This is a genomic window from Bhargavaea beijingensis (assembly GCF_900101985.1).
GTDB classification, from domain to species: domain Bacteria; phylum Bacillota; class Bacilli; order Bacillales_A; family Planococcaceae; genus Bhargavaea; species Bhargavaea beijingensis.
Window position 1 is genome coordinate 107827 of sequence record NZ_FNAR01000002.1, and the last position, 24165, is coordinate 131991.

At 56.1% G+C, this 24165-nt stretch carries 24 protein-coding genes; 12 read left to right on the forward strand and 12 right to left on the reverse strand.

The genetic code is table 11. The features are described 5' to 3' along the window. The first annotated feature begins 83 nt into the window (after positions 1-83). Genes BLT01_RS02335 through BLT01_RS02340 form a run of 3 tightly spaced genes read left to right on the forward strand, consistent with a single transcriptional unit; the run spans position 84 to position 3161 of the window. Positions 84-773 carry a response regulator transcription factor gene (locus tag BLT01_RS02335; RefSeq protein WP_092094188.1) on the forward strand — a complete coding sequence of 230 codons (690 nt, stop codon included), beginning with the start codon at positions 84-86 and terminating at the stop codon, positions 771-773. After that, positions 751-924 (forward strand): hypothetical protein, encoded by a 174-nt coding sequence (locus BLT01_RS15140; RefSeq protein ID WP_176764995.1) that lies wholly within the window; start codon positions 751-753, stop codon positions 922-924. Before BLT01_RS02335 ends, BLT01_RS15140 begins: the two co-directional genes overlap by 23 nt. Next, on the forward strand, positions 924-3161 hold the full coding sequence (locus BLT01_RS02340; protein ID WP_092094190.1) for a sensor histidine kinase: 2238 nt from the start codon (positions 924-926) through the stop codon (positions 3159-3161). The genes BLT01_RS15140 and BLT01_RS02340 overlap by 1 nt, the downstream gene beginning before the upstream one ends. A gap of 165 nt (positions 3162-3326) precedes the next feature. Here BLT01_RS02340 and BLT01_RS02345 read toward each other — a convergent pair whose 3' ends face one another. From BLT01_RS02345 to BLT01_RS02355, 3 genes are all read right to left on the reverse strand, one after another. Beyond that, on the reverse strand, positions 3327-3974 hold the full coding sequence (locus BLT01_RS02345; protein ID WP_092094193.1) for a CPBP family intramembrane glutamic endopeptidase: 648 nt from the start codon (positions 3972-3974) through the stop codon (positions 3327-3329). Between the two features lie 104 nt (positions 3975-4078). Continuing rightward, positions 4079-4582, reverse strand: a complete 504-nt coding sequence (locus BLT01_RS02350; RefSeq protein WP_092094195.1) for a hypothetical protein — start codon at positions 4580-4582, stop codon at positions 4079-4081. Beyond that, a complete protein-coding gene (locus BLT01_RS02355) occupies positions 4582-4983 on the reverse strand; it encodes a hypothetical protein (RefSeq protein ID WP_092094197.1) in 402 nt (133 codons plus the stop codon). The genes BLT01_RS02350 and BLT01_RS02355 overlap by 1 nt, the downstream gene beginning before the upstream one ends. A 134-nt stretch (positions 4984-5117) precedes the next feature. Here BLT01_RS02355 and BLT01_RS02360 point away from each other — a divergent pair, with 134 nt between their 5' ends. The 3 genes from BLT01_RS02360 (at position 5118) to BLT01_RS02370 (ending at position 8778) form a co-directional block, all read left to right on the forward strand. Next, a complete protein-coding gene (locus tag BLT01_RS02360) occupies positions 5118-6155 on the forward strand; it encodes a potassium channel family protein (RefSeq protein ID WP_092094199.1) in 1038 nt (345 codons plus the stop codon). 149 nt (positions 6156-6304) lie between these two features. Then, a complete protein-coding gene (locus BLT01_RS02365; RefSeq protein ID WP_176764996.1) occupies positions 6305-8236 on the forward strand; it encodes a mechanosensitive ion channel in 1932 nt (643 codons plus the stop codon). A gap of 80 nt (positions 8237-8316) precedes the next feature. Further along, positions 8317-8778, forward strand: a complete 462-nt coding sequence (locus tag BLT01_RS02370) for a DinB family protein (RefSeq protein WP_176764997.1) — start codon at positions 8317-8319, stop codon at positions 8776-8778. Between the two features lie 119 nt (positions 8779-8897). On the opposite strand, the gene BLT01_RS02375 is transcribed toward BLT01_RS02370, so the two are convergent. The 6 genes from BLT01_RS02375 to BLT01_RS02400 all read right to left on the reverse strand — a co-directional run bounded on the left by BLT01_RS02375 (position 8898) and on the right by BLT01_RS02400 (position 12716). After that, positions 8898-9086, reverse strand: a complete 189-nt coding sequence (locus tag BLT01_RS02375; protein WP_092094203.1) for a hypothetical protein — start codon at positions 9084-9086, stop codon at positions 8898-8900. Between the two features lie 41 nt (positions 9087-9127). Further along, positions 9128-9757 (reverse strand): response regulator, encoded by a 630-nt coding sequence (locus tag BLT01_RS02380; protein ID WP_092094205.1) that lies wholly within the window; start codon positions 9755-9757, stop codon positions 9128-9130. Then, entirely contained in the window at positions 9754-10866 is a 1113-nt protein-coding gene (locus BLT01_RS02385; RefSeq protein WP_092094207.1) for a sensor histidine kinase, read from the reverse strand. The genes BLT01_RS02380 and BLT01_RS02385 overlap by 4 nt, the downstream gene beginning before the upstream one ends. Further along, positions 10863-11561, reverse strand: coding sequence for a cell wall-active antibiotics response protein LiaF (gene liaF, locus BLT01_RS02390; RefSeq protein ID WP_092094209.1), 699 nt, complete (start codon positions 11559-11561; stop codon positions 10863-10865). The genes BLT01_RS02385 and liaF overlap by 4 nt, the downstream gene beginning before the upstream one ends. A 136-nt stretch (positions 11562-11697) precedes the next feature. Further along, the gene (locus BLT01_RS02395; RefSeq protein WP_092094211.1) at positions 11698-12348 is read right to left on the reverse strand and encodes a PspA/IM30 family protein; all 651 of its coding nucleotides are present in this window, start codon (positions 12346-12348) and stop codon (positions 11698-11700) included. A 23-nt stretch (positions 12349-12371) separates the two neighbouring features. Beyond that, complete coding sequence (locus BLT01_RS02400) at positions 12372-12716, reverse strand: lmo0954 family membrane protein (protein ID WP_092094213.1); 345 nt, start codon at positions 12714-12716, stop codon at positions 12372-12374. Positions 12717-12930: 214 nt separating this feature from the next. Between BLT01_RS02400 and BLT01_RS02405 the strand changes: the two genes are divergently transcribed. From BLT01_RS02405 to BLT01_RS02425, 5 genes are all read left to right on the forward strand, one after another. Next, positions 12931-14076 carry a thiolase family protein gene (locus tag BLT01_RS02405; RefSeq protein ID WP_092094215.1) on the forward strand — a complete coding sequence of 382 codons (1146 nt, stop codon included), beginning with the start codon at positions 12931-12933 and terminating at the stop codon, positions 14074-14076. Positions 14077-14121: 45 nt separating this feature from the next. Continuing rightward, positions 14122-14892, forward strand: coding sequence for an SDR family NAD(P)-dependent oxidoreductase (locus BLT01_RS02410; RefSeq protein WP_092094217.1), 771 nt, complete (start codon positions 14122-14124; stop codon positions 14890-14892). 104 nt (positions 14893-14996) lie between these two features. Beyond that, complete coding sequence (locus tag BLT01_RS02415; RefSeq protein ID WP_092094219.1) at positions 14997-16163, forward strand: acyl-CoA dehydrogenase family protein; 1167 nt, start codon at positions 14997-14999, stop codon at positions 16161-16163. Further along, complete coding sequence (locus tag BLT01_RS02420; RefSeq protein WP_092094221.1) at positions 16160-17143, forward strand: CaiB/BaiF CoA transferase family protein; 984 nt, start codon at positions 16160-16162, stop codon at positions 17141-17143. The genes BLT01_RS02415 and BLT01_RS02420 overlap by 4 nt, the downstream gene beginning before the upstream one ends. Before the next feature lie 113 nt (positions 17144-17256). Further along, a complete protein-coding gene (locus BLT01_RS02425; protein WP_092094223.1) occupies positions 17257-18870 on the forward strand; it encodes a long-chain fatty acid--CoA ligase in 1614 nt (537 codons plus the stop codon). Between the two features lie 141 nt (positions 18871-19011). Here BLT01_RS02425 and BLT01_RS02430 read toward each other — a convergent pair whose 3' ends face one another. Then, a complete protein-coding gene (locus BLT01_RS02430; RefSeq protein WP_176764998.1) occupies positions 19012-20355 on the reverse strand; it encodes an MFS transporter in 1344 nt (447 codons plus the stop codon). Positions 20356-20533: 178 nt separating this feature from the next. Between BLT01_RS02430 and BLT01_RS02435 the strand changes: the two genes are divergently transcribed. Continuing rightward, complete coding sequence (locus tag BLT01_RS02435; RefSeq protein WP_092094228.1) at positions 20534-21868, forward strand: flavin monoamine oxidase family protein; 1335 nt, start codon at positions 20534-20536, stop codon at positions 21866-21868. 51 nt (positions 21869-21919) lie between these two features. Here the strand turns inward: BLT01_RS02435 and BLT01_RS02440 are convergent, their stop codons facing one another. Both BLT01_RS02440 and BLT01_RS02445 read right to left on the reverse strand, forming a co-directional pair. After that, complete coding sequence (locus tag BLT01_RS02440) at positions 21920-22597, reverse strand: TetR/AcrR family transcriptional regulator (RefSeq protein WP_092094230.1); 678 nt, start codon at positions 22595-22597, stop codon at positions 21920-21922. A 588-nt stretch (positions 22598-23185) separates the two neighbouring features. Then, positions 23186-24145 carry a metal ABC transporter solute-binding protein, Zn/Mn family gene (locus BLT01_RS02445; RefSeq protein ID WP_092094525.1) on the reverse strand — a complete coding sequence of 320 codons (960 nt, stop codon included), beginning with the start codon at positions 24143-24145 and terminating at the stop codon, positions 23186-23188. Positions 24146-24165 lie beyond the last annotated feature (20 nt).

Below are 24165 nucleotides of genomic sequence, written 5' to 3' on the forward strand. Positions count from 1 at the left end.
CTTAAGAAAATCTTCATCTTTCCCCTTCTAATTTCTTCAGTTTTCCGCGGTACAATGAAATCAACGAGAAAGGGGCGCTCCAAATGCGGTACACAGTGCTCGTCGTCGACGATGACAAAGAGATCCGGGACGGCATCGAAATCTATCTGAAAAATGAAGGCTATGGCGTGCTGAAGGCGGGAGACGGGCGGGAAGCGCTCCGCCTGCTGGAGGACAACGAGGTGCACCTGATCATCCTCGACATCATGATGCCGGAAATGGACGGCATTCAGGCCACGTTCCGCATCCGGGATTCGCGGAACATCCCGATCATCATGCTGAGCGCGAAGTCCGAGGAGACCGACAAGATCCACGGGCTGTCGGTCGGGGCCGACGATTATGTGACGAAGCCGTTCCATCCGATGGAACTGATGGCGCGCGTGAAGTCGCAGCTCCGGAGGTACGTCCGGCTCGGCACGTATGCGGATACGGGCGGCGAAATCCGTGTGGGCGGGCTGACGCTGAATCCCGATTCCAAGGAACTGCTTGTGGACGGCGAGCCGGCAAGGCTGACGCCGACGGAATACCGGATCACCGAGCTGCTCATGCAGAACGCGGGCCGTGTGTTTTCGATCAATGACATTTATGAGCGGGTGTGGAACGAAGAGGCCTACAATGCCGACAACATCGTTGCCGTCCACATCCGGAAAATCCGCGAGAAGATCGAGGCGGATCCGAAAAATCCAAGATACTTGAAGGTGGTGTGGGGCATTGGCTACAAAATCGAAAAGTGATATTTGGCTGTCGCTGATCGCGCTGGCGATCGCGGCCGCGAGTCTCATCTATTGCTCGGGCTTTATCGGGGAGTTTTTCGACAGCCGGGGCGTGGATGCGTCAAAGACGATTGCCCGGTTGCGTGATGTGCTGAAAGGAAGTGCCCTCTGATGCCCAAGCATAAGTGGACTCAGGCCGTCTGGCTGTTTCTGGCCGCGTTTGTCCTGTTTTCCGTGATGGTGCTGATCGAGGCGGGACCGCGGATTATCGGGAAAACATACACCGAGTCGGAGGATTTCCGCGGCAGCATGGATTTCTTCTACAACCAGATCGGGCCGTATATCCTGAATCCGGTGGACCCCGAAGAAGCGAAGAAAACCATCGGGGTGACGGAAGAAGAATTGGATGATCACAGGTACCGTTACGGGAACCTGGAAGATCAGTTGGCGTCGATCAGGGACCAGTATGAGGGCCGGATCGGGGCGGCGGAAGATGCCGGGGAAAAAAAGGAACTCACGGCGGAGCGTGATGAGAAACTGGAGGACATCCGCCAGAATTTCCTGGACGATGACCATGTCGCGGAAAAGGTCCGTGCCGAGAAGGGCCGGGCAATTGACGAGTATATGAAAGCACTCGGTGAAAACCGGCCGTCATTCGAGCACCAGGTTCGTCATGTTTACTATGAGCTGACCGACACGGCAACCGGGAAAACCTATACGAACGGCAATATCCGGGAAAAGGCGGCCTACAAGCGGGAGTTCAATGAGAAAAACGGCTATCTCCGGGCTTCACAGATAACGGGGGACCTGGACTATACAGGCGAGGCCGACAGCCTGATTCCGGATGAAGTAAAAACCTTCGAAGGGACGGTGATCGTCCCGCAGTCGGTATTAAGTGATGCCGCGGATCGGGGGATGGCAGATGCGGTTTACCTGAATGATGACCAGCTTATCTGGGGGTACGCCGTCTTCAAAGCGGAACAGCGGGCGTACATGGGCGTCTGGCTGGCCGGCATCCTGGCATTGGCGCTGATGCTGACAGTGTTCCGGCTTCAGCCTTCTGTCTGGACAGGGAGCACACTGTCACTGAAACTGGAGCGGTTCCCGATTGATGGGGTGACGGCTGCTGCTGCGGTGGCGTCGCTGATCGCACTTGCGTTTGCGGAATATATGAAGGAAACCTTCATGAATTTCGTCCACCATACCGGAAGTTTCCTGTACTCGGAACTGACCGTGAACGCCGCATTCTTTATGGCGGCTCTCGGGGTGGCCGTGTTCCTGATCCTCCACGTCGTCCGCCGGTTTACGGACAGCGGGCGGATCGGGCAGGACCTGGAACGTGCTTATATCCGGAGGGCGGCGGATGATCTGCGGGCATTTTTCCTGAACAGGAAGCTCGGAACGCAGGTGCTTTTCCTGCTCATCGTCGTGTTCCTTGCCGGGCTTGGGTTCGGGGGAGTCGTTTTATCGGTGCTTTCCGGGTTCGGCGGAGAGGCGTTGGTTCTCGGCGTCATCTGGCTGTTCCTCTTCTTCACGGTCGCCTTGCCGGTGCTGCTGTTGATGGCACGGCGGACTGGCTACTTGAACCGGATCATCGATGCCACCGGCCGGATGGCGGCGGGCCGCTTCACCGAGGAGGTTCCGGTCAGGGGGACCAGTGTGTTCGCGAAGCACGCTTCAGACCTGAACCGGCTCCGGGAAGGCGTCCGGCTTTCAATGTCCGAACAGGCCCGCAGCGAGCGGCTGAAGACGGAACTCATCACCAACGTCAGCCACGACCTGCGCACCCCGCTGACATCGATCATCACCTATACGGATTTGCTGAAGAAACCGGGTTTGACGGAAGAGGAGCGCGCAGAATACGTGGATGTCCTCGACCGCAAATCGCAGCGGCTGAAAACGCTCATCGACGACTTGTTCGACGTCTCCAAAATGGCGACCGGCAACGTTGAGCTGAACCGGCAGCGGGTCGACCTCGGGGAACTCGTCCGGCAGGCGATCGCCGAACACGGTGAGGAAATCGCCGCGTCCCCGCTCGACTTCCGCATCAGCATCGCCGACGGCGCGCTCCCGGCCTCGGTCGACGGCCAAAAGTGGTGGCGCGTCATCGACAACCTCATCCAGAACGCACTCAAGTACGCGATGCCGGGCACACGGGTGTATGTCTCACTGGATGAGGCCGAAGAAGGCATCCGCTTCACCATCAAAAACGTCTCGAAATACGAACTGGGTGACAATGCGGATGAGCTGTTCGAACGCTTCAAGCGCGGAGATGCCTCCCGCCATACCGAAGGCTCCGGCCTCGGCCTCGCCATCGCCCAGTCGATCGTCGACCTGCACGGCGGCCGGATGACCATTGATTTGGACGGGGATCTGTTCAAGGTGACCGTTGAGGTGCCGCGCGCGTGAAAAAAGGATGCGTTGGAGGTGAGTGCTTCCAAAGGGGGCGTGAGTGCATCCAAAGTGGAGCCCGGCGCCTCGAAATCAGAAGTGAGTGCATCAGACGAGCGCCCATCACTTAAAATGGAGCCCCCGCAAATTGCGGGGGCTCCATTTTCGGTCGGCTGACAGGCGTTATCCGTAGATCATCATGGCTCCGATAATGAGAATTGCGAGGTCGGCGGCCATATGGATGATCCAGGAAGGCAGGATCGTGCCGTCCCGGCCGTTCACCAGCTGGAAAATCACTCCGCCTGCCCACAGACCGGCAACGGCCAGCAGCAGGATCGGCAAATCAAACCAGGGCAGGAAGATTGCGATGTGGTAAACCGCGAACAGGAGCGGCGGAATAGTGAGGCCGAGTCGCGGGTACCCCCTGAACTGCGCGGGGAGTACGCCCCGGAAAAAGAATTCCTCGAGCAGGGAGTTTCCGAACAGGATATAAAGCGCGATAAACGGATAAACCCCGCCCGTCACGCCGACGCGCCCGGCAAGATCTTCGGTGAGCGCTTCCGCATCGATCCAGCCGCTGAGCAGAAAATACGCGGAGAACAGAGCCGCCATCACGCCCGCTCCCGTCCAGAGGGCAATCCGGATCCGCCGGGAAACGGTTTGCCTGAAAGCCATGAACCGCCGCACTTCTCCACGGAAGACAAAGAGGGGGACGGCGAGGAAAAGAACAATCTTCGCGAGCGTTTTCCATCCGTATGAAACCGCGAGCCCCTGCTCGACCCAGAGCAACACGGCAATACCCGTCAGCGCAATGAACAGCCCCCGCTTCATCAAGCCCGCCTCCTTCAATGTTTTCCAATAGGACGGGATGCGGCAAAAGGAGTTGCGGAAAAGACGAAAAAGAGCTTCCGGAACGATTCCGGAAGCTCTTTTTCTTACAAAGCGGACTGAAGCAGGGCGGGAAAATCACCGGGCAGCTCCTTCAGATAGACGATGAACATAAAAAAGAGCCAGACAAGAGCGGGGATGGCGAGACTCTTGAGGGCTGCCTGCCATCCGGGGGCGGGCCGTTTCCTGAGCAGCCGGTCTGCGGCGAAGCCGAGAAGTGCCGCCGGAACGCCATAAACGAGCGCGACGAGTCCGGCCGCGGCATGCAGCACGCCGGAAATCACCGGCTCAGCGGCAGGCTTCTCCAACCGGCTTGCCAGACGCTTGGCAAGAAAGTCCGCAAGCAACGAAGCCGGCACACCGAATAAAAGAATGACCGGAAAGCTGTACATCAGATAGACCGGGACGATCAGCGTAAAGGCATTCAGGAAGCCGCCGGGCGTTGTTCCGCCGAACGGGTCCGGAACGATGAGGCCGAGCAGAACGGCAAAAACAGCGCCTGCCAAGGAAGCGGCGGTGATTTTCCTGCGGAGCGGCCCGCCAACGGCCATCATTCCGTCTCCTTGATTGTCAGGCCATCGTCGCCGAATACGGCGTGTGCCCAGGAGGCCCCATCCTTAAGCTTCACTGGCTTGGTTTGCCGGGCGCCGACCCCGGTGCCGACTGTACTGACCGTCAGGGCGACTGCCGTCGTATCTGTCCACTGCCCGGGCTGGATATCAAACCAGATGACTTCACCGTCCTCGAATTGGCTGCCGTCCGCGTTTACTACGCTTTCATCCGGCACCTTCTCGCCATTTTCGTAACGGATCAGCTGGACATGGCGGTATTGTCCGCCCGACTGCATTTCCACCGACAGGCCGCTGCCGTGGTCCGCCGCGGTTTTTTCCGCTCCGCATCCGGAGAGCAGCACCATGGCGGCGACAGAAGCTGTAAGCAACAGGTTCTTCACTGGCTTTCCCTCCTTTCTGGCCGAAGAGATCGATATTTCCATTAATAGGACGCACGGTCCGCCGGTGAGTTGCGGTTACCGGCACGTCTCCCGGGGTAAGAGAAAAAGACCAGACCCGGAAAGAAGGGTGTTTTATGTTCAGAAAAAAATGGCTCGACATCCCGACCGGCTACCGGCGGCTGCTGTTTCTCAGCCTGATGGTCATCCTCCTCGTCGGAATCGGGGTCGCCGGATTCATGCATTACGAAAGCCTGACCTTTTTTGATTCCCTCTGGATGACGATCATTTCGGTCATGACGATCGGGTACGGGGATATGTATCCGGTGACCGATGAAGGCCGGCGGTTTGCGCTGCTCATCGTGCCGCTCGGAGCGGGCATCGTGACGTACGGGCTCGGCACTGCGGCCTCTTATCTGATTGAAAAACAATTGTCGCAGAAAGTGTGGGATAAGCAGATGGACCATGAAATCGACAAATTGGAGGACCACATCCTCGTATGCGGATTTGGCCGGGTCGCCCGGCAGGTGTACCGGGAATTGCGGGATATGGAAGAAGAAATGAAGGTTCTGTACATACATGACAATGAAGATGAACTCCTGGAAGTGGTCGACCAGGGGACGCTCCGGCTCGTCGGCGACCCGACCGACAGGGACATCCTCGAGAAAGCCAGGGCGGACAAGGCACGCGGCCTGATCGCCGCACTCGACAACGATGCGGACAATGTGTTCATCACGCTGACGGCGAAGGGCATGAATGAGGACATCGAGATCGCCGCGCGTGCCGAGAAGGAAGGTTCCGAGGAAGTGCTGAAGCGCGCAGGAGCCACCCGGGTCATCAACCCGTCCAGCATCGGCGGCAGAGAGCTCGCGCTGTCCGTCGTCAGCCCGTCCGGCATCGATTTCATCAACGACCTGATGATGGCCGAAAAAAAGGAATTTGTCGTTGGCGAAGTGATCCTCGGGGACCGTTGCCCGCTTGTCGGCAAGTCGGTCGAGTCGTCGAAACTCCGGCGGGAATACGGGGTTACACTGCTTGCGATCAACCGGGAAAAAGGCGTGCTCAGCAACCCGGATCCCGACGAGCCATTCAAGGCCGGAGACAAGCTGATCGTCGCGGGCAATCAGGACAGCATCGCCTCGCTCGACGGGAAAGTGAACGGGACAACCGAATAAAGCGTCCATATCATCTTGACGGACCCAGCCGAAAGGCTCCGGATACCCGGGGTCTTTCGTCCTTTTCTGACGTTTCCGGGTTTATGGGTACATATGAATAGGAATAGTCATACCAGGATAGCAATCTACCAAATCGGAGGGGACGCGAGTTGAACGCATTTGAATTTGAACGGTATTTCGGATGGTTGCCCGAGTTGCTTCTCGGCATCGTCGTACTGATTGTCGGGTTGATCATTGCGAAAATACTGGAGAACATGACGGAGAAGGGTCTCCGGAAAGCCCGCGTCGATGAACGCACGGGCATGACGAAGGACAAGACAAAATGGACGCCGGCCCTCATCCTTTCAAAGATTGTCTTCTGGGGCATCCTTCTTCTCGCATTCATGATTTTCTTCAATATGGTGAATATGGGTCCCGTCGCCCAGCCGTTCGGTGAGATTTTCACCGGATTCGCAGGGCTGGTCAAGGGCATCATTAAAGCAGGCCTCATTCTTCTCGCCGCTTGGATCATTGCGACACTTGCAAGAAAAGGCATCCGGCTGCTTGGCGGCAAAGTCAATCTGGACAAGTGGATGCAGAAGACGGGGCAGAAAGGCACTGCCGATTCCTCCAAGTGGGTGGATACGGCGGCGAATATCATCTTCTATCTGATTCTGTTGCTGTTCCTGCCGGCAGTCCTTGACGCCCTTAACCTGAGCGGCATCGCAGGGCCGTTCACGGATCTTCTCAACGGCTTCCTCGGGTTCATCCCGAATCTTGTCGGAGCGGCGATCATCCTTGCGGTGGGCTACTTCGTTGCGAAGCTCGTCCGTGACATCCTGACGAAGTTCCTGGAAGCGGCGGGCCTGAACCGCCTGGCTGACAGGCTGCACCTCTCGGACTATGTGAAGGGCTCAAGCCTGGCGAAGGCGGCCGGCACGGTCGCGTTCATCCTGATCATGATTCCGGTCGTGATTTCAGCCTTGGAACGGCTGAACATTGAGGGGATTTCCGGACCGGCAATCGCGATGCTGAACGATGTCTTGGGGATGATTCCGAACATCGCGGTCGCTGTCCTCCTTGTCTTGGCGGGTGTTTTCCTTGCCAAATGGCTGAAAGGCGTCATCGTTACGCTGCTCGGCACCCTTGGACTGGATTCGCTGGCAGGGAAGATGGGCATGAAAGAGTCTGCCGGAGCAGGCATTTCGCTGTCGGCCATCATCGGGACGATTGTCCAGATTGTCGTCATCGTGCTGTTCGCGGCAGAGGCGCTCCAGCTGGTCGGGCTGGACTTCATGACCGGTCTCGCGACAGCGATCTTCGCCTATCTGCCGATGGTTGTTGCGGCGGTCGTCATTCTCGCAGTCGGTTTCTGGCTCGCGAACCTCGCCGAGCGCTTTGTCGGCAGCATCTTGAAGGGACCTTCGGGACAGCCGCATGTGCTTCGCTATGTCGCGAAGTATGCGATTCTCGCATTCGCTTTCTTCATGGCGCTTAGCCAGCTTGGCATTGCACCGATGATCATCAACACTGCGTTCCTTCTGATTCTGGGCGGCCTTGCGCTCGCGTTCGGCCTGGCATTCGGCCTTGGCGGACGGGAGCACGCATCCCGCTACCTGTCCAAAATGGAGATGAGCCTGCAGAGTTCGGAAGTGTCCAAGCAGGATTGGGAACAGGAAAAGCAGAAGATGAAGAAGGAAAGCGAACAGGCCAAACAACGTGCAAAGACAGCCATGGGACAAGAATCATCCGCATTCAACAAAAAACAGGGACTGTCGGGCCGGTATGATTCCGGGATTGCAGAAGCCAACTATGGCCGCCCGCTCAGTCAGGGAGAAGGAGAAGAGGATATGACAAAACACGAAGACTATCCGAACAAGCGCGACTACGATCCGCAGCGCGGCAATCGCAACGAAGGCGAACTGCCGTTGGCGGACCCGTCCGAGTCCAACTCGACAGACGTCTTCCGAGAAAACGAAGACGATAAAACCGGCAAGGGCGAACCGTCTGCATTCGAAGGTGATGAAGGCCGCGATAAAGGCTACAACGACACCGCCCCGAATGAACAATATCCGGGCGATGACCAAGACCGCCGGAAGTAATGGATCCCTGCAAGCCGCCGCCCCCTATCCGGGCGGCGGTTTTGGGTGTTTGGTGCGCACTGGATGAAGGAGGAATTCAGATGGAAACGATTGAACAGATGAAATTCGCACGGGGTTACACGCTCGGCCGGCTGTCGAAGCTGGAAGGAGCGGACTGGGACAGAGTGCACCCCGGCTTCAGCAACAACATCCGCTGGAACGCCGGCCACATTTTCGTCTCGCTCGAGAATTTCGCGAAGATGATCGCCCCTGACTATGAAATCGAGCAACCGGAATGGGCCGGTCTCTTCAACACGGGGACCAGCCCGGTAAATTGGGACGAAGAAGGTCCTTCCAAGGAAGAGATTTTGTCCGCGCTGAAGGTTCAGACCGACCGCATCGCCGGGGCGCTCGGCGAAAAGCTTGATGCCCGGCTCGGCCGCCCGCTCGAGATTGCCGGCCACGAGATGGACACCGGAGAAAAACTCCTGCAGTTTGCCGTCTGGCACGAAGGCATCCACGCCGGCATCCTGAACGCCATGGCGCATTTGGCAAAGGCGTAAGAGAAAATATCAAAAGCCGCTTCCGGCACGGGAGCGGCTTTTATGATGGTGCGGGGGGAATCGGGACATTCGCGCAGGGTACCGAGACACTCGCATAAATCGCGCCTCTTTCCGCCAACTCACTCCCCGCCGCCTTTCCGCCGCATCCACAACATCACGAGTGCGCCGGAGACGCCAATCACGGCGATGATGATGACCATCATCCACCGGAAGGAAAGCGCGGGCAGGACGACGTTCAGGAACAGGACAGCGGCGATCAGCAAGATGACCGCCACGGGGATCAATTTGGAATTCTGGTTGTTGTTCAATCACATACACCTGCTTTTCCGCGGCCTTGCCGCGGATTTTCTTATTCAGCGAGGCCGTTCTGGTAGGCGTACACCGCGGCCTGCGTGCGGTCGTCGACGCCAAGCTTCGAGAGGATGTTGGAGACATGCGTCTTGACGGTCTTGAGGGCGATAAACAGCTCGTCGGAAATGTCCTGGTTCGTTTTGCCTTTTGCAATCAGAAGCAATATCTCCATCTCGCGGGCGGTGAGTTCGTCATGCGGCGCGCGCGCCGTACCGCGCATGCGCTGCATCATCTTCGTCGTCACCTCGGGCTCGAGCACCGTCCGTCCGCCGAGCGTGTCGCGGATCGCGTCGGCGATGCGCGACGCTTTGGAAGTCTTCAGAATGTAGCTGGACGCCCCGGCCTCAAGCGCCGGGTACACCTTGTCGTCATCGAGGAAGCTGGTGACGACCATGATCTTCGCCTCCGGCCACTCCTTCATGATGGCGGCCGTCGCCTCCGCACCGTTCATCTCCGGCATCACCATGTCCATCAGGATGATGTCCGGCCGCAGCCGGAGCGCGAGATCGACCGCCTCGCGCCCGTTCGTAGCCTCGCCGACCACTTCCATGTCGGGCTGGACCTGAAGGTAAGCGGACACGCCGATCCGCACCATTTCATGGTCATCCGCAAGCAGTACCCGGATCATTTCGTTTCCTCCATTTCTTCCGGTTGTCCGTCCGCCTTTTCCTCTGTGTGGGGAAGAGGGGCGGTTTCCGCTTTTGTTTCCGGCTGGCCATCTTCTTCGGGACGCGTCACCGGGAGTTTCACTTCGACGATCGTTCCCTGCGACGGCACCGAGACAATCTTGCATGTGCCGCCGATCTCCACGGCGCGTTCGCGCACATTGCGCAGACCGTAGGATCCGCTTTTGCCGTCGCCATCCCGGAAACCGACGCCGTTGTCCTGCACACGGAAAATCGCGAGGCCGTCCCGCTCGACGAACAGCACATCGAGCTCGGTCGCCTTGGCGTGGCGGAGCGTGTTCGACAGCGTTTCCTGGGCAATCCGGAACAGATGGTCCTCGGCGCCCTTGGAAAGGGGGACGTCCTCGATTCGGCCGCGGATCGTGAAGTGGACCTTTTCATCCAATTCGTGAAGGAGGCCGCGGAGCCCTTCCGACAGTGTCTTGTCGTTGAGCGGGGCCGGGCGGAGATGGAGGAGCAGTGCCCGCATTTCGACTTGCGCCTGCTGGACGGTTTTCTCGACCTGTCCGAGCGTCCGTGATGCCGAACCGGTCTCGGCGCGTTCCTTTTCCGCCATCGCGGACAACAGCATCGAGGCGGCGAACAATTGCTGGGAGACGGAGTCGTGCAGCTCGCGGGCAAGCCGCTGGCGTTCCTGCACGAGCCGCTCCTGGACCATCTGCTCCTGGTTTTCCGCCCGCGTGTCGGAAATCTCCTTGAGCCGATCGCGCTGGGTGGTGAGGAGGCTTTCCACTTCACCGACCGCGCGCTCGGTGGGGCGGGGGAGCTTTCGCGGCTTTTTGGCGGGCACCGTCTCAAGCAGGCCGTACAGACGCTGTTCGACCGCGCGGATGTTCGAACGGACAAGCCCCGACGCCCAGAAAGCGATCAGCCAGCCGGCGGCAAACGAACCGGCCGCAATCCAAACGGCAGCCGGCAGGCCGTAACGTTCTTCTTTGATCAGGAACCACCAGTCTTTGTCGGGCACGCCGAGCAGAAGGAAGAGGATGCCCGCTGACACGGCAAGAAACAGGAGGGACAGGGCGGCACCACGTGTGAGCACATGCCTCATTTCCGCATCACCTCCACGTCCCCGAACCAGGTAGCGACCGTGATGATCAATTCGGACGCCGGGCGTTCTTCCGTACCGTAGCCATCCTTCATATGAAGCTGTTCATTGAACAGGCGGTTCTGGTGACGGCCGAACAGCCGGGAGTCGCCGAGAAGCGTCGTGTAATGCACGCGGACCGGAATCTCATAAGGCACGTCGACGCGGACCTTGCCGATGCCCTGCCGGATGGAGATGAGCGATGTCCCCTTGGGAAGAACCGTCTCCGTCACGTCGACGTGAAGATCGCCGAACAGCCCCTGGATGTGGACGTCTTCCCACTCATAGGCGCTGAACGGGGTAGACTGGACGGAAAACAGCCGGTTTTTCAGGATGCCGTTTGGTGTCTCGGTGCGCGTTTCGCGGAGCGGCCGGGTGATTTCCTCTGCCGGCACGCCTTTCCAGAGGCTCAGGAAAATGTAGACGAGCACGCCGAATACGAGCAGCCGCAGGCTCCAGAGGGACAGCACCGCGATTCCGAGAAAGAATACGCCCGTCCAGAGAAGCCATTTGTTGCGGTGCCGGAAACCGAAATAGGCCAGCGCGCCGCCGATGAGGACAAAGATGATGCTGCCGTCCTGGAAAAACGCAGCTTCGACAAACACAAGCAGCACAAACGCAACGAGGGTAAAACGGATCTGATCGGACGAAACATGCATGGCGCGGACCTCCTTCCGGGCGAATTAAGGACCAAGCGGAGCGGGCAGCCGCCCGTCCCGCTAATCTTAGACTAATGTTAAGGGAAGGGGGATCTCCCCCTTCCCATCTTACAAAATCTTGGCGCCGATGTCCCCGTCAAACGGTCTCCTGATCGGCTTCTTTGGTGTTTTCGGCCTGTTCGATGATGGCAAGCGCATCCAGCCGTCGCTCCATCGTGTCATGGCCGTGTTCTTTCTCGATCTTTCCTCCGAGCTGTTCGACGTATGCCTTCATTTCGGAGTAAGGGGCAATCCCGCTGCTTTCGTCCTGAATGACTTGGTCCATGCGGCGGTGGGCACGCGTGACATTTTCCTTGCTCATCAGCTGGAGCTGGCGCACTTTCATGTCCTTGATTTTATGCTTCATCTCTTCGTACTTGCGCTCAAGACCGATCAGTTCGGCATCTGTTTCGGCAAGCGTGCGGTCAAGTTCATTGACGCGGTTGCCGTAGGCACGGATTTCGTCACGGGCAAAGCCGACCAGATCTTCCACGCCCGATTTCTCGGCAAGTTCCAGCTGGCCGCGGCGCTTTTTCAGCATGGCTGCCGCTTCATTCCGTTCCTTTTCCAGTTCTTCTTTCAGCTTCGCCTGCCGGTCCAGCAGGCGGCCTGTCGCTTCTGTCTGCTTTTCAGCCTGGCGCAGGTATTCATTCAGAAGGGAGACGGGGTTCTTTTCTTCCTTTTTGTCCAGCAGCTCATGAAGGTCGGCCTGGACGGTGTACTTGATGCGGTTGAACAGTGAGTTCATAGCGATTCCTCCTTGTGGGGGTCTTATTTCGTGATGTTGTTCCACTCGCGTTCGAAGTTGGCGAACGGGTCGCTGTCGGTTCCGGACAGCACCGCTGCACGGGCATTCCACTTTTGGTACACATACCAGAGCACCGCAACCGCAAGCAGACCGATAAATGCCGGGATATTGCCGATGGCAGTCAAGAGGCCGATGATGCCGACCGCTGCCCAGCAAAAGCGCGCGAAGCCGGATGCGCTCCGCTTGTAGTAGTGGTAGCCGGCATACATGATGGCGGCCGAGATGGCGAGACCGATGATCGCGCCGAGATTGGCAAGGACGGTGATCCCTGCGACGATTCCGATGGTGATCAGCAGAAATTTCTTCAAGTTTTCCGCCTCCTTTCGTTGTTAACCTTATTGTAGGCAGAGACACGTTTTTTCCGAACGGGCTGCGTGTTGATTTCCACCTAGGTCCAGAGGCTGATTTCCGCCGGGACCGGATTGTACATCCGGCCGTCGAATGATATGGACGTTGAGAGCGTTTTCATGATACGATTCTTTCAAGAATAGTCTTTCTATTTCGATAAAAGGGGGAGAGAGAATGAGAGAAGTTGTGATCGTGGAAGGGGTCCGCACGGCGGTCGGCCGCCGCAAGGGGGCGCTTTCCGGCATCCGTGCGGATGAACTGGCGGCGGCCGTATTGGATGAACTCGTGAAGCGCGCGGGTGTCGGAAAGGAACAAGTGGAAGATGTCATCCTCGGCTGCGTGACGCAATCGGGGGAACAGGGCGGCAACATCGCCAGGACGTCAGCACTAATTGCCGGATTCCCGATCGAGGTGCCGGGCGTTACAATCGACCGCCAGTGCGGATCGAGCCAGCAGGCCGTCCACTTCGGCGCGCAGGCGATTGCCGCGGGAGACATGGACATCGTCATCGCGGGCGGCGTGGAAAGCATGACGCGCGAGCCGATGTTCTCGAACGTCGGGGACGCGGAGCCGAGCGAAAAACTCACGTCGCATTACGAAATCATCAACCAGGGCCTGTCCGCTGAACGCATCGCCGAAAAATGGGGCATGAGCCGGCGGGAGCTGGATGAATACAGCGCAAAAAGCCATGAGCTCGCGTTTGAGGCGATCAGGGAAGGCCGGTTCAGGGACGAGATCGTTCCTGTGGAAACGGCGGACGGAAACCTATTTGACACGGATGAGGGCCCGCGTGAAGGGTCGACGCCGGACGTGCTCGGCGGCCTCAAGACGGTATTCAAGGAAGATGGCGTCATCACGGCCGGCAACGCCAGCCAGATGAGCGACGGCGCATCAGCGGTGCTGCTGATGTCCCGCGAAAAGGCGGACCGGCTCGGACTCAAGCCGAAGGCCCGCATCATCGCGCGTTCCGTTGTCGGCTCGGATCCGACATTGATGCTGACGGGGCCGATCGCCGCAACGGAGAAAGTGTTGGAGAAAGCCGGCCTCTCGATCGGTGAGGTGGACACCTATGAAGTGAATGAAGCATTCGCGCCGGTTCCGCTTGCATGGCTCAAAGAAACCGGAGCGGACCCGGAGAAGCTGAACGTGGACGGAGGCGCCATCGCGCTCGGCCACCCGCTTGGAGCGACGGGAACGAAACTGCTCGTCACACTCATGAACCGTCTCGAGCGGACCGGCGGACGATACGGGCTGCTCGCGATCTGCGAAGGCATGGGCATGGCCAACGCCACGGTGATTGAACGATTGGATGAAGAATGACGGAATGCTTTGAATGAGCGTTCAGTCAGAATAGGGGGATTCAGGATGGACATGAACAACGTAAAGGCGATCATCACCGGCGGGGCATCAGGCCTCGGTGGCGCGACCGCGAAACGAATCATTGAAGCCGGCGGCAAAGTCGCCATCTTCGATGTGAATGAAGAAAAAGGCGCGGCATACGCGGCCGAGCTTGGGGAAGGCAGTGCCTTCTTTTATCAGACGGACGTCGCCGACGGGGAAGTCGTGGCCGCAAACGTGGCAGCCGCAAAACAGGCAATGGGCGGACTCAACACGGTCGTCAACTGTGCCGGCATCGGCACGCCCGGCAAACTGATCGGCAGGAAAGGCGTCCACCCGCTTGAGCAGTTCGAGCAGGTGATCCGCGTCAACCTGACCGGAACATTCAACGTCATCCGCCTCGCCGCGGACGCCATGACGGACAACGAGCCCGGACAAGACGGGGAACGGGGTGTCATCATCAACACTGCCTCCGTCGCCGCATTCGAAGGCCAGATCGGCCAGGTCGCCTACAGTGCATCCAAAGGCGGCGTCGCCGGCATGACACTCCCGATCGCCCGCGAACTTGCTGCATACGGCATCCGCGTCATGACGATCGCCCCTGGCCTCATCAATACGCCGATGTTCGACGGCCTGCCGGACAACGCCCGCACCGCTCTCGAACAGATGGTGCCGTTCCCGAAACGCCTCGGCCAGCCGGAAGAATACGCCCGGCTCGTCGAATCGATCGTCACAAACCGCATGCTGAACGGCACCGTCATCCGCCTGGACGGCGCCATCCGGATGCAGCCGAAGTAAGAGGAGTGGAGGGAGCGGACGCTAACTGCGGGGATTCGAACGCGAAATGGTGAGTTGCGGCCGCGAATCCAATCCAACTGAAATGAACGAAGGGAGTGGTCGCCATGCCGCGTTATCGATGGGAGACGGAAGAACATGACCTGTTCCGGGAGTCACTCCGGAAGTTTCTCGAAAAAGAAGCTGTGCCGCATTATGAACAATGGGAACAGGACCGCCTGATTCCGAAGTCGTTCTGGAAAAAACTTGGGGAGCTCGGGTTCCTCTGCCCGCAAGTGGATGAAAAGTACGGAGGGCTCGGCCTGGATTTCAGTTTCGGTGTCGTGATTGAAGAGGAGATGGAGCGTGTCGGAGCCGGGCTCACCGGTGTCGGGCTGCACAATGATATCGTCGTGCCGTACATCGAAGCGTACGGGACCGATGAACAGAAAAAACGCTACTTGCCGGGCTGTGTGACTGGAGACTCCATCACCTCGATCGCCATGACCGAACCCGGGACCGGTTCGGACCTTGCCAACATCATGACGACCGCCATCAAAGACGGGGACCATTACGTCGTGAACGGCCAGAAGACGTTCATCACGAATGGGATCAATACGAACCTGGCACTGGTCGCGGTGAAGACCGACCCGAAGGCGGAGCCGAAACATCGCGGCGTGAGCTTGCTCCTCATCGAAGAAGGGACTCCGGGCTTCACGAAAGGCCGGAAGCTCGACAAGGTCGGCATGTATTCACAGGACACGGCGGAGCTTTATTTTGAGGACTGCCGAGTTCCGGTTTCGAACCTGCTCGGTGAGGAAGGCAAGGGATTCCGTTACATGATGGAAAAGCTGCAGCAGGAGCGGCTCACCGTGGCGATCGGCGCACAGACCGCGATGGAAGACATGCTCGAAAGTACGATCGGCTATGTCAAATCCCGCGAGGCGTTCGGCCGGCCGGTCGCCGCGTTCCAGAACACACAGTTCAAGCTGGCGGAGCTCGCGACGGAAGCCGAACTCGGAAAGGCGTTCCTCGAGTCGCTGATCGCCGACCATCTCGACGGCAAAGACATCGTGACGAAGGTGTCGATGGCGAAATACTGGATCACCGAAACCGCGCGCAAGGCCGCTGCCGAATGCATGCAGCTCCACGGGGGCTACGGCTATATGGAAGAATACAAGATCGCCCGCTGGTACCGCGACATCCCGGTCATGTCGATCTACGCCGGCACAAACGAAATCATGAAAATGATCATCGCGAAAAACATGGGGCTGTCGGGAGGAAAAAAGACATGACCGGCAAGAGCGAAATCTGCGATCACACTGCTGTCCGCCCTCCAGGAGGCGGATTCCTCGAAGGCATAAAGGTGCTGGACGTCACATATTATCTGCCGGGACCCTATTCGAGTTACCGCCTCGCCGAGATGGGCGCCGACGTCACGAAGGTCGAGCCGCCCGGAGGGGAACCTGCCCGCCGCTTTGCCGGAGGGCTGATTCATGACAAAAAGAACGCCGGAAAGACCATCGTCGAGCTGGATCTGAAGTCGGAAGGGGGCCGCACGCGGATGAACGCATTGGTCAGGGAGACGGATGTCCTGATTGAATCGTTCCGTCCCGGCACATTGGAGCGCCTCGGCTTCGGCGCGGACAAGCTGTCCGCGCTTAATCCGGGACTCATCTATTGCTCAATGACCGGCTACGGCCTGGAAGGCCCATACGCCAAGGCCGGCAGCCACGACCTGAATTACCTGGCGCTGTCCGGCGTGCTGTCACAGCTCACGGATGAAAACGGCCGGCCGGTCCAGCCGAAAAACACGCTGGCCGACTTTGCCGGCGGGCACTTCGTCGCCGAAGCCGTCCTCGCCGCACTTGTCCGGAAGATGAAAACCGGGGAAGGCGCCCGCCTCGACGTCTCGATCACCGATGGGCTCACCCATTGGCAAAGTGTCCATCAGGCATTTGAACAAGCCGGCCTGTCCGACCGCGGAGTGCCGGACCTCGACGGCTCACGCGCCCGCTATGCCATCTACCCGACCGCCGACGGCCGATACGTCGCGCTCGGCGCGCTCGAAGACAAGTTCTGGCACGCCTTCTGCGACTTTGCCGGCCATCCGGATTGGAAGGACCGGGACGATCACCACGAAGAAGTCGCCCGCTACTTCCAGGCGGAACCTCTCAGCCACTGGCTCGACGTCTCCCTCCGGACCGACTTCTGCCTGACGCCGGTTCTCCGTCCGGGCGAACTGGACAATCATCCGCACTGGAAAAAAAGCTGACCCGGCGTCGGTAACACTTACAGCCGGCCAGCCGCCATACATGCCATGCCGCCTCATCCGCAACCAGACCATCACCATCGCCAAACTACCATACAAGAGGAGATGGATGTTAAATGATGAAAACGCCGCTGATCCTAAAGACGTTCGTAGATCGCGCGGAGCGCTATTTCCCGGACAAGGAGATCATCTCGAAGACCGCCACACAGACGCACCGTATCCCGTACCGCGAATTCGCGAAACGCACCCGGAAGCTCGCATCACTCCTCACCGCACTCGGCATGGAGCGGGGGACGAAGGTCGGCTCGTTCGCATGGAACACGCACCGGCACCTGGAAGCCTACTTCGGCGTGCCTTGCGCCGGCGCAATCTTGCACATGATCAACATCCGCCTGTCGCCTGAGCATATCGTCTATGTCATCAACCATGCGGAAGACGAGATTCTGCTTGTCGACGACGACTTGTTCCCGCTGATTGAAAAGCTCGCGCCGCAGCTGAAAACGGTCAGGCACATCGTCGTCATGTCGGATTCGGACAAGCTTGCGGACACCGCTCCGGAAAACGTCCATTCCTATGAAGCACTCATGGCAAAAGCGGCGGACGACTTCGAGTTCCCGGATGACCTCGACGAAAACACGCCTGCCGGGATGTGCTATACAAGCGCGACGACCGGCAATCCGAAGGGCGTCGTCTACACGCACCGAGGACTCGTCCTGCACAGCTATGCGCTCGGGCTGGTTGACGGCATGGGGATTTCGGAGCGGGACATCGCGCTGTCGGTCGTCCCGATGTTCCACGCGAATGCTTGGGGCATGCCGTTCGCCGGTGTTTTCTTCGGCACCACACAGGTGCTTCCGGGACCGGGCGGATTCAACCCCGATGTCCTCCTTGACCTGATTGAACAGGAAAAAGTGACCCTCACCGCGGGCGTGCCGACCATCTGGCTTGGGGTTCTAAAGGCGCTCGAGAAGAAACCGCGCGACATCAGCTCACTTCGCGCCATTGTCTGCGGCGGCTCCGCTTCTCCGAAAGGGCTGATCAAGGCATTTGAGGAAAAGTACGGCATCCCGTTCATCGTCGGCTACGGCATGACCGAGACGTCACCGCTCGTCAGCTTGTCGAATTACACCGCTTCTGTGGCAGAACTGCCCGCAGAAGAAAGGCTCGATCTCCGTGCCTCGCAGGGCATGACCATCGCAGGCATCGACACCCGTGTGGTCAATGAACACGGCGAAGTGCCGTGGGACGGAAAGACGATGGGCGAACTGACCGTCCGCGGTCCGTGGATCGCGGACGAATACTACAAGGACGAGCGCACGAAGGAAGCATTCCGGGACGGCTGGCTCTATACCGGCGACATTGCCGTCATGACGCCGGAAGGTTATATCAAAATCACAGACCGGACCAAGGACCTGATCAAGTCGGGCGGTGAATGGATTTCCTCAGTCGACCTCGAGAACGCGCTCATGACCCACGAAGCCGTCTTCGAAGCCGCCGTCATCGCCGTCCCGCATGAAAAGTGGCTCGAGCGCCCGCTTGCGTGCGTTGTCCTGAAAGATGGCATCGACCGGACCGATGAGAAAAAGCAGGAACTCCTCGACTATCTCGAAGGCGAATTCGCCAAATGGTGGGTTCCGGACAACGTCGTTTTTGTCGATGAAATCCCGAAAACCTCCGTCGGAAAGTTCCTCAAGGCGAAACTGCGCGAGCAGATGGGGCAGACGGTGTAAAGATTAATCGATGTTATCAAGGATTCTGCGCCGTATTTCTTGAATGGAGATATCAGTGAAAGCGATGTATTGGCGGAACTACATCAACCAAAATAAGAAAACCGGTCCTCTGCGTGCAACATTGCAGGGGACCGGTTTTCTTTATTGATTAGCGCCCAATATAGTCTTGTTTTGAACACTTGCTTCTGTTCCGGAAAGAGCACTAGTTTCTTCCAACGACATATTGGCCGTTTCAGGAGCCCACATTATTGAGATGACTGTACCGAAAAGCAGAATGGCCGAGCCGAAAAGCATCGACGGGCCAATTCCAATTGTCGCAATGCCAATCGGCAACAGATAGGTTCCGATAGCAGCGCCGATCCGGCTGGCACCGCTCGCAAAACCCATCGCTGTTCCGCGAATTTCTGTCGGAAACAATTCAGGCGGATAAACGGACTGCAGAACACTTTGGACCGAGTATGCCAAAGCATACACACCAAAACAAATAATAACGAATAAGCTATTGCCCTCAGGAAACAGTCCCAACAGTGTAAGTGGAATAATAGTGATAGCAAACGGAATGATCATCAATTTTCTGCGGCCAACCCTGTTAACCAAGAAACAACCGATAACCGCTCCGAAGAGGACCAGCGCATTTAAGATGAGTTCCCCAGTTAGAGGGTCCTCGATGTTTAAACCTTCTAGTACGACCGGAACAAAGCTAAATATCGCGAAGTATGGGGCGACCTGACAAGCCCAAAAAATTGAAGCGAACGCAAGGCGCTGACGGTATCCTTTCTGGAAAATCATTGAGTATGATGTAGGTTTGTTGATTTCGTTTCTTATGGTCTCGGGATCCAAGTCTTCACCCAGGTACTTTTTAACAACTTCTCTTGCCTCGTCAATTTTGCCTTTGTTGATAAGCCATTTAGGGGATTCAGGAATTCCCAGCCTGAGCAGGAAGATAATGATGGCCGGAATAGCGCTGGAAAGCAACATCCATCTCCAAGCGGATTCACCAATGTCTGCAAGAACAATACTGACAAGTACAGCTCCAATATAACCCACATAGAAAGAGGTCAAAACAGTTGCTAACATCGGTCCCCTGTTTCTTTTATTTGTATATTCTGCAACAAGAGGGGAGGCCAGAGCATAGTCGGCACCGATTGCAACACCTAATAAAAATCTGAGCAACACAAGTTGGCTGACGTCTTGTACGAAAAATTGGCAAACTGAAAGTATGACAAAGGCAGCCAGATCGAAAATCATTAATTTCTGACGACCTATTTTATCTGTAATATATCCGAATACTACAGCCCCTGCTAATATTCCGACCAAAATGGAACTTGCCAGCAGGCCATGATCGTACGGAGAAAGCTGGAACTCAAAATTCATAGCGAGCAACACCGGGCCGATAATCCCCAAGATGTATCCATCCAGAAAATATCCTCCCGAAGCAATCAGTGTAACTTTCCATTGCATCCAGTCTGTCCTAGATAACTTCATTCTGAATTCTCCTCCCTTCAGTTGAAAACGCATTCATAGAATGAACGTGTTTTATTTTATATTAAATTTCGATGAATGTAAATAGTTGAAATATTTATTGCGCAACTTTAAATAGTCATGATAAGATAATTCAGAACTTATTCATAAAATGAACATGTTTTCTGAAAGGGTGGGAATAATGAAAGACGTAATTATTACCGGTGGAGGTCTTGCAGGGATGTCGGCCGCATGGGAATTAAGGGATAAAAATATACTTTTGTTAGAATCTGAACAGCGTTTCGGAGGTCGTGTGGCTTCTGAAAGAAGGGGGAAGTACTGGCTTAATTGGGGAGGACATGTGTATAGTGGTGCAAATTCGGCAACTGACCGCCTGCTTCGGTCGGTGGGGGTAGAGGCTTCGTCGGTACCCGGTGCGGTGACCGGTCTTGCAATGAACGGAAAAGTCTTGCTGGACGGCAGAGTGGAAACTTATCCGTTTCGCATGCCGATGTCTTGGAAATCAAGGCTTGCCATTTTAAAAGCTGGGGCAAAAGTCAGGTTAGCTGTCATGAAGTATGGGAAAGTAGTCTCTCCCAGGCCAGGTGAGGACTTTAGGCAGCATCAGGAAAGAATCTACAATTATAAAAACGACAGGACGTTCACTGACTATGTAGGGCAACTTCCCGAAGATGCTGATGCGATTTTCCGGCCAACAGTCAGCCGTTCGGCTGGTGATCCGGAAGAAGTATCTGCAGGTGCTGGGATCGGTTACTTCCACTTGGTATGGGATAAAGGAGAAGGGCTTTCCAGAAATATTCATGGGGGGCCCTCCACACTGATTAACACAATTGCAGAATCTCTTGGAGACAAAGTGCAAAGTGGTGCAACGGTTGAATCCGTGATTCAACAACCTAATTCCGTGCTCGTTACATACAGGCAAAACGGAAAGCTCTTCAAAGAGGAAGCCCGGTACGCGATTCTCGCAACGCCTGCCCCGGTTACAAAAAAAGTCGCAGCAAATATTGACCCTGAGATCGCCGAAGCTCTGGGAAAGATTAAATATGGACCTTATGTAAGTGCGGCTTTCTTGACTGACGAAAACCAACCGGAAATTTGGGATGACGCATATGCGATTGCTACGCCTAAACGATCATTCAATGTTTTCTTTAACATGTCCAATTTGGTGCGTTCGTGGGAGGAACAACGTGGCAAAGGAAGCAGTATAATGACATTTTCACCGGCAACATTAGCCAGAAAGCTTATCGACAAAAGTGATGATGAAATCATTGAAACGTATTTGAGAGATATTGAAGAGATCTTCCCGGGTTTCCGTCAAAAAGTCGTTGAAGCCCAAGTGAGAAAATTCCCGCTCGGCTTGGCTTATTGTTTTCCGGGACGGGCAAAGCTGCAAAAAGCGCTTACGAAACCTGCAGGCCGTCTGTTTCTTGCAGGAGATTATTTAGGTACCTTATATACAGAAACAGCGATAAAGACAGGTTACGAAGCCGCAAGAGAAATTTTGCGTAAACTTTAAATAATACTCCGGCCCGAGGCTCTCTTTGGAGATCTCGGGCCGGAGTATTATTCAATGCTCGTTCACTGTCGTGCTTTCGTTTAGAAAATGAAGGGTCAGCTCTCGCACATATTTTCCGCCTTGTTCCGCGAGTTCTACTGGTGAGGAAGGGACGCGATTATTGATTAATGAGACCAGCATCCCTTTCCATGTCAGAATAGTAATCGATAACAAAGAGTCAATCTGAGTTTGTGAAATGTTCCGGTCCTTCACCGCATCATAAAGGAGAGAGTGGTTTCTTGAAAATAAATCGTTTTCCAACACAATAAATCGCAATTGTTCAGGAAGGCGGTTAAGCTCGTTTTCATAGATTGTGTAATAACGGTTAATCAGCTCATTTGGATTTGTCCCCAGGTCGGAGAGGAAGATGATGTTGAATATGTCCGGCTTTAAAAACGAGTGCTTGTAGAAACAATCCCATGCCAAGAAATATTTCTCCAAGCTATCTTCGGCTTTGCTCATATAGTCAGCCAAGTCTTCGTTATACCCTTCCATCAGACGCATGGACGCAAAAAAGACGAGATGAGAAAATTCATCAAAGTAGTTATAAATTGTTGATCCGGTGAAGCCGGCCAGGTCGGCCACCTTTCTGACAGTAATATTTTTGGTGCCTTCTTTGCGTATGACTTCTTCTGTCGCCTCGATAAAGTAATTGTACATTCTTCTCGTCTGGAGTTCACTACGGCTCACAAACACTCCCCCCTATCAAATGCTGGCTGCAATGAATGTTCTAATTGTATGGTTATATTTTGGGCGCCCGAGGCGCTTATCAACAGTCTTTCTTATACTAGTTCTAAAAGTTCCTCATTCTTTACATTAAACATAGGTGTTCTTCGAACAATCTTTTCTCTATCTTATACAAAAGGTATGAAGATTAAAAGGTATTCAAAAACTCACCTCTTCACCAAGTTATTCAGGGATTAATATTCGTGAGTTTTAATGCAACATGAGTGGTTCATCTTCCTAGATGAACCACTCATGCTTGTAGAGCCCGGCGAGTAAGTTGATGGTACTTAGCGCAGGCAAGGTGTTTACCGTCGGCAAGTTCCTCAAGGCGAAACTGCGCGAGCAGATGGGGCAGACGGTGTAAAGGGCAACGGGAAGGCGCATGGAGTCCGGAAGTTTGCAGAAGCAGAGGAGCGGCGGAAGCGTCAAGGACATCAACGCCCGGCCTGCCTTTTTCCGCTGAACCGCTAAGCTCACACCGCTTGATCATAAAACCGCACCATACAAAAGCCGGCGGGGAACAGGTCCATCCTGTTCCCCGCCGGCTTTATTTTATTTCGATAATCCATCATGGATGTTCTCAATATTGTACCGGAGAAAGTCGAGGTAGGTTCCGCCTTCCGATCCGGGCTTGCCGAGTTCGTCCGAGTACAGTTCATGCACAATCGGAACACCGGTCTCCTTTGAAACGGTCTCCATCGGGCGGCGGTCGACGTTCGATTCCACGAACAGAGCCGGTACCTCCCGTTCGCGGATCAGGTTCACAAGCGACTTGATCTGTGCGGGGGAGCCGTTTTCTTCCGTGTCGATTGCCCAGATGTAGCCTTCCTCCAGGCCGTATGAGTTCGCCAAGTACTGGTAGGCGCGCTCGCTCGTCACGAGAATGCGGTTTTCTTCCGGAATGTCGGCGATTTTGTCTTTGTATTCCTGGTCAATGCCGCGGAGCTGGTCCAGCAGTTTTTCCGCGTTCCCCTCATATTCATCCTTGTGTGCCGGGTCCGCTTTCACGAAGGCATCCCGGGCGTTCTCGACCATTTGGATGCCGACGGTCGGGTCGAGAAAGGCGTGCGGATTGATTTCGCCTTCCTGGCCTTTGTTGTCGGATAGATAAAGCGGCTCTACGCCTTCCATGAGTTCAAACACTTTCGACCCGTCTGCCCCGGTCGTATCGAGAAGGCGGAAAAACCAGCCTTCCTTGCCGCCTTCAAGGTTCAGTCCATTATAGAAGATCACATCCGCGTCCGCGGTTTTCTTCACATCTTCAGGAAGCGGTTCGTATTCATGAGGGGCGGTTCCGATTGGCACCATGCTATGGACGGAAACACGGTCGCCGCCGACTTCGTTCACGATGTCGTGGAGGATCGAGAAGGTCACGACGGCATGCAGTTTGTCTTTGCTGCCGTCCGCTGGATCCTTGGCGGGTGGGCCGGCACTATCTTTGCTGCCGCATGCACCGAGTGTGAATGCCGCCATAAGCAAAAGGACAAGCACCGCCCAATTCGATTTCTTCAATTGAAAATCTCCTTTCTTCT

Excerpts from the sequence above, each read along its gene's own strand:
- BLT01_RS02335 (WP_092094188.1), top strand. The coding sequence starts at position 84 with ATGCGGTACACAGTGCTCGTCGTCGACGATGACAAAGAGATCCGGGAC.
- BLT01_RS02340 (WP_092094190.1), top strand. The coding sequence starts at position 924 with ATGCCCAAGCATAAGTGGACTCAGGCCGTCTGGCTGTTTCTGGCCGCG.
- BLT01_RS02345 (WP_092094193.1), bottom strand. The coding sequence starts at position 3,974 with ATGAAGCGGGGGCTGTTCATTGCGCTGACGGGTATTGCCGTGTTGCTC.
- BLT01_RS02350 (WP_092094195.1), bottom strand. The coding sequence starts at position 4,582 with ATGGCCGTTGGCGGGCCGCTCCGCAGGAAAATCACCGCCGCTTCCTTG.
- BLT01_RS02360 (WP_092094199.1), top strand. The coding sequence starts at position 5,118 with ATGTTCAGAAAAAAATGGCTCGACATCCCGACCGGCTACCGGCGGCTG.
- BLT01_RS02370 (WP_176764997.1), top strand. The coding sequence starts at position 8,317 with ATGGAAACGATTGAACAGATGAAATTCGCACGGGGTTACACGCTCGGC.
- BLT01_RS02380 (WP_092094205.1), bottom strand. The coding sequence starts at position 9,757 with ATGATCCGGGTACTGCTTGCGGATGACCATGAAATGGTGCGGATCGGC.
- BLT01_RS02385 (WP_092094207.1), bottom strand. The coding sequence starts at position 10,866 with ATGAGGCATGTGCTCACACGTGGTGCCGCCCTGTCCCTCCTGTTTCTT.
- liaF (WP_092094209.1), bottom strand. The coding sequence starts at position 11,561 with ATGCATGTTTCGTCCGATCAGATCCGTTTTACCCTCGTTGCGTTTGTG.
- BLT01_RS02395 (WP_092094211.1), bottom strand. The coding sequence starts at position 12,348 with ATGAACTCACTGTTCAACCGCATCAAGTACACCGTCCAGGCCGACCTT.
- BLT01_RS02405 (WP_092094215.1), top strand. The coding sequence starts at position 12,931 with ATGAGAGAAGTTGTGATCGTGGAAGGGGTCCGCACGGCGGTCGGCCGC.
- BLT01_RS02410 (WP_092094217.1), top strand. The coding sequence starts at position 14,122 with ATGGACATGAACAACGTAAAGGCGATCATCACCGGCGGGGCATCAGGC.
- BLT01_RS02415 (WP_092094219.1), top strand. The coding sequence starts at position 14,997 with ATGCCGCGTTATCGATGGGAGACGGAAGAACATGACCTGTTCCGGGAG.
- BLT01_RS02420 (WP_092094221.1), top strand. The coding sequence starts at position 16,160 with ATGACCGGCAAGAGCGAAATCTGCGATCACACTGCTGTCCGCCCTCCA.
- BLT01_RS02425 (WP_092094223.1), top strand. The coding sequence starts at position 17,257 with ATGATGAAAACGCCGCTGATCCTAAAGACGTTCGTAGATCGCGCGGAG.
- BLT01_RS02430 (WP_176764998.1), bottom strand. The coding sequence starts at position 20,355 with ATGAAGTTATCTAGGACAGACTGGATGCAATGGAAAGTTACACTGATT.
- BLT01_RS02435 (WP_092094228.1), top strand. The coding sequence starts at position 20,534 with ATGAAAGACGTAATTATTACCGGTGGAGGTCTTGCAGGGATGTCGGCC.